This is a genomic window from Vibrio sp. Vb2131 (genome assembly GCF_033338535.1).
Lineage (GTDB): Bacteria > Pseudomonadota > Gammaproteobacteria > Enterobacterales > Vibrionaceae > Vibrio > Vibrio alginolyticus.
The window spans coordinates 20,306-27,314 of record NZ_JAWOSW010000001.1 but is presented as its reverse complement, the minus strand read 5'-3'; the positions used below and the strand labels follow the sequence as shown (position 1 = coordinate 27,314).

6 protein-coding genes are annotated in these 7,009 nt (G+C 45.4%); 1 reads left to right on the top strand and 5 read right to left on the bottom strand.

Going from position 1 to position 7,009, the window contains the following annotated elements; translation table 11 throughout:
* The 5 genes from R7E38_RS00115 to R7E38_RS00095 all read right to left on the bottom strand — a co-directional run.
* Positions 1 to 1,338: VWA domain-containing protein (locus tag R7E38_RS00115; protein ID WP_226082809.1), on the bottom strand; the 1,338-nt coding region annotated here is incomplete at its 3' end.
* A complete protein-coding gene (locus R7E38_RS00110) occupies positions 1,331 to 2,335 on the bottom strand; it encodes a vWA domain-containing protein (RefSeq protein ID WP_226082811.1) in 1,005 nt (334 codons plus the stop codon). The genes R7E38_RS00110 and R7E38_RS00115, both read right to left, overlap by 8 nt.
* Positions 2,328 to 2,804 carry a DUF4381 domain-containing protein gene (locus tag R7E38_RS00105; protein ID WP_017821862.1) on the bottom strand — a complete coding sequence of 159 codons (477 nt, stop codon included), beginning with the start codon at positions 2,802 to 2,804 and terminating at the stop codon, positions 2,328 to 2,330. The genes R7E38_RS00110 and R7E38_RS00105 overlap by 8 nt, the downstream gene beginning before the upstream one ends.
* 37 nt (positions 2,805 to 2,841) lie before the next feature.
* Positions 2,842 to 3,768, bottom strand: a complete 927-nt coding sequence (locus R7E38_RS00100) for a DUF58 domain-containing protein (RefSeq protein ID WP_154203995.1) — start codon at positions 3,766 to 3,768, stop codon at positions 2,842 to 2,844.
* Between the two features lie 13 nt (positions 3,769 to 3,781).
* Positions 3,782 to 4,738, bottom strand: coding sequence for an AAA family ATPase (locus tag R7E38_RS00095; protein ID WP_025768547.1), 957 nt, complete (start codon positions 4,736 to 4,738; stop codon positions 3,782 to 3,784).
* 310 nt (positions 4,739 to 5,048) lie between these two features.
* Between R7E38_RS00095 and R7E38_RS00090 the strand changes: the two genes are divergently transcribed.
* Positions 5,049 to 6,965 carry a methyl-accepting chemotaxis protein gene (locus R7E38_RS00090; RefSeq protein WP_017821859.1) on the top strand — a complete coding sequence of 639 codons (1,917 nt, stop codon included), beginning with the start codon at positions 5,049 to 5,051 and terminating at the stop codon, positions 6,963 to 6,965.
* Positions 6,966 to 7,009: the final 44 nt, after the last annotated feature.

Genomic DNA, 7,009 nt, shown 5'->3' with positions numbered 1-7,009 from the left:
CTGTTTTAGCTTTTCTTCTACAACCGATAGGTTTTTCTTCGCGGCTTCAAAGTTAGGCTTTTCCTCTAGCAGTTTTTTATACAAATCAGCCGCATCTTCTAATTGACCATTTTGAGCGAGCGAGTTGGCGAGGTTATAGCGGCCGTTAAGGGAGGCATCATGAGAAAATGCTTCGATAGCGGCTTCGTAGTCACCTTTTTGATAACTGGCGGCTCCTTTCCAGCTTGGGTTTGTAAATAGGTTTTGCGCCTGTTCATACTCACCTTGCTTGTATAGTTCCGCTCCTTGTTGGTCGGCATTTAAGAACGGATTAGCTTCTGCATGCGGTGTCCACGTTACTGGGACTGCAGTCGCAACTACCACCCAAATCAGGCCGCGTCGAAACAGTAAAGCCGCAGGAAGAAGTAACAACGGCAGTAACCAAAAGCCACTGTTGAGACGAGAATCAGTTTTAACTTCTTCGCTTTGGGTCGCAGAAAGCTGGCTACCAATGTTATTAGTAAAGGCCGCGATATTTTCAACATCACGGTTGGTGTGCTGAATAGGAACAAATAGACCGCCAGTTTTATTCGCTAGCGTCTGTAGGTTTTTCAGGTTTGTTTTCGCTACGACGGTTGTGCCTTGTGCCGTTTTTAGCAGAGAGCCATCGGGCAGCGCGATAGGCGCACCGTTAGGAGTCCCGACGGCAAGAACAGAAATGCGAAACTTTGTACCTTGGACTAAATCTAACGCGCGAGACAGCTCTGACGTATCAAGATCATCCGCTAACACGATGATATCGCCTTGTTGCGTGCCGGCTTGAGAAAACTGGTTGTTCGCCAGTTCAATCGCGGCAGGCAGGTTTGCTCCTTGAAAAGGCATCAGCTCTGGTGACAAATTTTCGATAATCCCCGCAAGCGTGCTGGAATCAGTTGTCAGTGGACTTAAGTTATAGGCATCGCCAGCGTAAGCAATAAGTCCAGTGGCTCCCTCTTTCCATTTAGGCAGCAAATCGAGCGCCTTATAACGTGTTTGTGCTAGCCGATTGGGTTTGATGTCTGTAGCAAACATAGAGCGAGACATATCAAGCACCAAGATACGGTTTTGGTTTAACTCAAAGCTTGGTCGAGCATTGGACTGCCAGCTTGGCCCCGCTAATGAAATGCAAGTTATTGCCCAAGCTAAACCCCATAGAGTGAAGTAATGCTTAGACTGCGTGTTTTGTCCGAGCATCCGCGATAGGTGAGGGGCAATCAGTGTGGACTTTTGGGCTCTAAATTTGTGATTAAGCAAGAGTGCAATAGGGATCACGATGAGCCCCAAAAGCCAATAAGGATTGAGGAAAATAAACTCAGCCATGTTTTCTCCTTAATAGGAATAACAATACCGACAATACAAATGCAGCGCTTAATGGATATGGAAACCATTCAGACTGAGGGCGCCAAGTTTGTGTGTCGCTAGATACGGGTTCTAGCTGGTTGATGGTGTCATAAATCTTTTCGAGCTCTTCTGTATCTCGCGCTCGAAAATATTGTCCACCTGTCACCTCTGCCACTTTAGTCAGTGTTTGTTCATCTAAGTCGGCTGCGGTGTTGACTTTGCGAGTCATGAAAAACTCTTTTACCATCATTTCACCAGCGCCCACGCCCACGGTGTAAACAGTGGCGTTGTATTTTTTCGCAATTTCCGCTGCTTCTAGCGGCTCGAGCACCCCTGCAGTATTGCTGCCGTCACTGAGCAAAATCATGACTCGTTGCGGAGCATCACTGTCTACAAAGGTTTTTGTGCCTAAACCAATACCATCACCAATGGCGGTTCGTTGACCAACCAAGCCGATGACGGTTTGATTAATCTGCTGCATGACGGTTTTGCGGTCTGCAGTGAGTGGTGTTTGCAAATAAGCATGGTCGCCAAACAAAACAACTCCGAGACGGTCACCTTTTCTCTTTGCTACGAAATCAGACAGAACTTTTTTGACTGCTGTGAGGCGATCGATATATTCGCCGTTGAGTTCCATGTCTTCCTGCTGCATCGAACCGGACAGATCGACGACTAACATCAAGTCCCGATACTTGGGTTGGAATTCAACGGGATCGCCAAACCAAACTGGACGCGCACAAGCGACGACAAGAAGGCCCCAGATCGCGATTGAAAGTGCTTTTTGCAGCGCTTGCTTAGGCTTGCTGCGATTCTCATTGGTTGGTAAGTACGCCAATTTGATCTCGGCTTGTTGAGATTCTTGTGGCAGGAACTTGTATACCAGCCATGGGATGGGCAACAAAAACAGTGCCCACCACCAGACAAATTCAATGTTTAGCCATTGGGCAAGATCGGTTATGAGTGTTTGCTCAGTCACGGTTATTTGCCTTTTTCTTTGGTGGCAAAGCGTAGGTTATCCAAAAGACACAATCGTCTACCAAGCTTTGATGCTGCCCTTGGGAAGAATTCTGATACAACGCTTCTTGCCACTGATGTTGTTTGTCTACGAATCGACTTTCTTTGGTATGGCTATCGAGAAATTCATACCAAGCGATTCCGGTTAATGGTGCGATCTCTTCACGCGGAAAGTAACTCAATGCTGCCTGGCGCAATATTTCCAGAGCAGAAGATGGGGTATGAGGCGCGGTAGGTTGAGTTAAAAGTGTTAATGCTGTCTTTTTTGCGCGTAAGTGTTTTTTACGCCATCTCACATAAAGACAAATGCCGAAAACGAAGAGCAAGGTGGCTGCAAGCACCACCCACCATCCCCAAGCGAGCGGAAACCAATCCGGTGCGTTTGGCAAAATCAAAGGTTCAAGGTCTAGGCTTTGGTTGTTTGTTGTCATTATTATTACTGCTTAATAAATACTGCTTGTCAGTTTGTTAGCTTAATTGTGAAATTAAGGGCCAGCCACTTGATAGCGTGTTAAATGGAATTGCTATCGAATGGCACTGCTGCTTAATGGTTTCTTGATGTTGGGTAAAGTGGTTTTCGAGTTCTCTTCGTTGTCCTTTAGAGCCAAAGTTAAACCATTGACTATGCAGCCCATCCGAAGCTTTCACTTGACCTCTAAAGTCTGTTTCGCCTCTTTCTAACGGATCATAAAATTGAACAGCCCTTACGCTATTGTGTTGTTTGAGTCGACGTAGTTGTGCCAGTTCCGTTGGTATTACGTGGGCAAAATCACTGAGCATAATCAATTCGCTACCTTTTGGGGTGAGCGTATGAAGTGTCTCCAATACTTGTGCATACGGCAGTGTACGAGTGTCGTTGCTTGCAGTACGAGTTACTTGCGCATTATGTATGTCGACTATGGCGTTAAGAATCCGCAGCCCTTGTCTTTGTAAAGAAGAGGGGCGAAATTCAAGACATTGATGTCCGTCATCAATCACTGCGCCGATGCGATCTTTTTTAGCTAGAGTTAGCCAAATTAGAACACTGGCAAAGTGGGCCAATTGAACGGATTTGAGTACATACTTAGATCCAAAATGTAGACTAGAACTTAGATCAAGATAAAGAATGACCGCTTGCTCTTTATCTTCTGCAAACAACTTCGTATGTGCTTTACCGGTCCTAGCGGTGACTCGCCAATCAATGCTGCGAATATCGTCGCCAGGTTGATATTGGCGCACCTCCATAAAATCCATACCTCGCCCTTTTTGGCGACTGGTATGGTTACCACTCATCTGCGACCAGAGACTCTGTGCTGGTGGTAACCAACGTACAGATTGAGTGCGATATTGGAGCAGCTCTTCAAGGGTTAATGTTACCCCATTCGCATGAGGTGGTAATGAATGTGTAGCGGACATATCACTCACCTGTTTATGCACTGCCAACAAGGTTTAGCAGTTTATCGATGACCTGGTTTGCCGTAATGCCTTCCGCTTGAGCGTGGTAACTCAACAATAAACGGTGGCGCAGTACCGGATAAGCCATGGTTTGAACATCTTCCGGAGAGACAAAATCACGACCAGCAAGCCAAGCGTGCGCACGTGCACAGCGATCAAGAGCGATGGTGGCACGCGGACTCACACCCATTGACAACCACTTGTCCAACTCAGTGTCATATTCGTTGGCTTGACGTGTCGCCATAACTAAACGGACGATGTACTGCTCTATCGTTTCCGCCATATGAATATCCAACACTTCTTTACGTGCGGTGAATATATCTTGTTGGCTTAACATTGGGCGTTCAACCTTTGCTTCGCCTTTTGCTTCTCCGCGGTTAATACGCAAGATAGATAGCTCATGCTCCGCATCTGGGTATTCCACTTCTAAATGCAATAAAAAGCGGTCTAGCTGCGCTTCAGGAAGGGGGTAGGTCCCTTCTTGCTCTATCGGGTTTTGAGTTGCCATAACCAAAAACAACTCTGGCAGCGGGTAGGTATGACGACCTGCTGTGACTTGTTTCTCTGCCATTGCTTCAAGCATTGCCGCTTGTACTTTGGCCGGTGCACGGTTTATCTCATCCGCAAGAATAAGCGAGTTGAAGATAGGACCTGACTGGAAAGTGAATTCTCCGGTTTCTGGACGGAAGATATCGGTGCCGGTTAAATCGGCTGGCAGCAAGTCAGGGGTGAACTGAATTCGGTGGAAGTCACCTTCAACACAGTCTGAGAGTGATTTTACTGCACGGGTTTTTGCTAACCCAGGAGGGCCTTCAACTAAAATATGCCCATCCGCAAGAAGCGCAACAAGCAGTTGCTTTACCAGATCTTGCTGTCCGATGATCTGCGACTCTAAGTATTGCTGAAGAGTTTCGAAGTTAGATTTATGCATGCTTTGGACTCTCGGTATCCATGTGATTTTCGTGTTGAGTATTGGTCATTTTCCATGTGAAAAAAGTTCCAATGCTCTATTGCAATTTATCTTTTCAATATTGGGACGCTACAGAGAATTACAAGTACGTGCTATCTCTGAAAGTGCTTATTTGACAGTGTGTTACATTTATTTTTCATAATATAATGAGAAATGCCTCTAGTTTTGTACATATGAGCCGATAAAGATTCCGTGGTGTGCGTGTCATGAGATATGCACCTGATTCCCCTTGTGGGGCCAATAACAAGTGATTCTTTTAAAAGGTCCGAATATGTTGAAACTTCATTCCTTGAGCATCAAACAGAAGGTTGTACTTGGCATTACGTTTGCTGTTCTAGCATCAACAATCATTGTTGGTGTTATGGCTCAGCGTCATGCGAGAGATGTATTGAGCCATCGTCTTATTGACATCGAGCTACCTGCGATGTTGCAGCAAATCAATACCGAAATTGACCGCGAAGTTGTCGAAATGCAACAAGCGGCAAAACAGCTGGCTACAAACGAATTTATTGTTGAAGCCCTATCTAATACAGACCGTGATCCGTCAGTAGAAGTTCAGTTGGTTCAGCAGCTCAATAACGTTAAATCACAGTATGGTCTTAATGATGCGTCGGTAGCGAATCGTCAAACGGCATATTACTGGAATCAAAACGGATTCTTACGTCAACTTAACCGAACGCAAGATGCTTGGTTCTTTGGATTTACGTCGTCTGGTCAAGAAACGTCCGTGAGTGTGTTCCAAGAGGCAAATGGCGAAGTGAAAATGTTTGCCAATTTCCAAGATCTTAATGGTACATCAATGTCAGGTCTCTCTAAATCTATGGGAGACATGGTTGCTTTGCTCAATGGGTTTAAAATTGAAGATACGGGTTACGTGTTCCTCACTAATGAACAAGGCCAGATTCAAATACACCGCCAACAAGGTAAGAACCAAACTTCTATCACTAAACTATTTGGTAGTGACGCAAGTGCGCTGTTGAACAAAAATAGCTTCAACCTAATTAATGTGGAGTTTGAAGGGCAGGATACTTTTGTTTCTAGTTTGTATGTTCCTTCAATGAACTGGTTTGTTATTGGCGTGGTTCCCGTTGATGAAGTATTCGCAGACCTGAATGCGACAGCTAAAAAAATGCTGTTTACGACCATCATTGTTGCCGTTGTATTCATCCTCATGGGCGTATGGTTGGCAAACAGCATTACGAAACCAATCCGACTGATTGCCGATCGTTTTACCGACCTTGGGCAAGGTGAAGGCGATTTGGCGCAGCGTATTGAAATTAAGGGTAATGATGAAATTGCTCAGCTTTCAAAAGGCTTTAATGGATTTATTGAGAAGATTCATGCCACGATGAAAGAGGTTGCTTTAACCAGTGGCTCATTAAGTCAAGCGGCAGAAAGTGTGTCAACGAAAGCAACATCCACACACGACAACAGCCAAGAGCAGCGTGATCAAACCATTCAAGTAGTTGCAGCTATCAACCAAATGGGTGCGACCATCAGTGAAATTGCATCGAACGCTGCTACCGCTGCTGATACGGCAAATCAGGCTTCAGATAACACTCAAACTGGTCGAGAAGTTGTGATGAAAGCAAAAGAGGTGATCAGCCGCCTAGCCGATGATGTTGAAACAACCAATATTGTTGTTACGCAGTTGGCATCGACAACCAAAGATATTGGCTCGATTCTGGGTGTAATTCGTGACATCTCTGAACAAACGAATTTACTTGCGCTAAACGCTGCAATTGAAGCTGCTCGTGCTGGTGAGCAGGGACGTGGTTTTGCGGTTGTTGCTGATGAGGTAAGAAACCTAGCTTCACGCACGGCTGATTCTACAGAAGAGATTCAGCGCATGATCAATCAGCTTCAAAGTGACGCACAAGACGCGGTAAGTGCTATGGAAGCGGGCAAAGCGGTTACCATAGAAGGGGTTACTTCTACCGATGAAGCAGTCGAGGTATTAATCAGTATTTCTGAACGAATCACCGACATCTCTGATCGTAATACACAAGTTGCAACGGCGACGGAAGAGCAATCCACGGTGGTGCATACCATTAATCAAAATATCGAAGAAATCAACGCGATAAATGAAATGACAACCGCGACAGCAGAAGAGTTGGCGGATGCAAGTCGCGATCTTCAAGCGCTCTCTTCTCGTTTAGACAAGATGGTTGGTAGCTTCAAGTTATAGAGTTGGATAGAATAGGCGAAGTTTAAAAGTTCAATCATTAATTT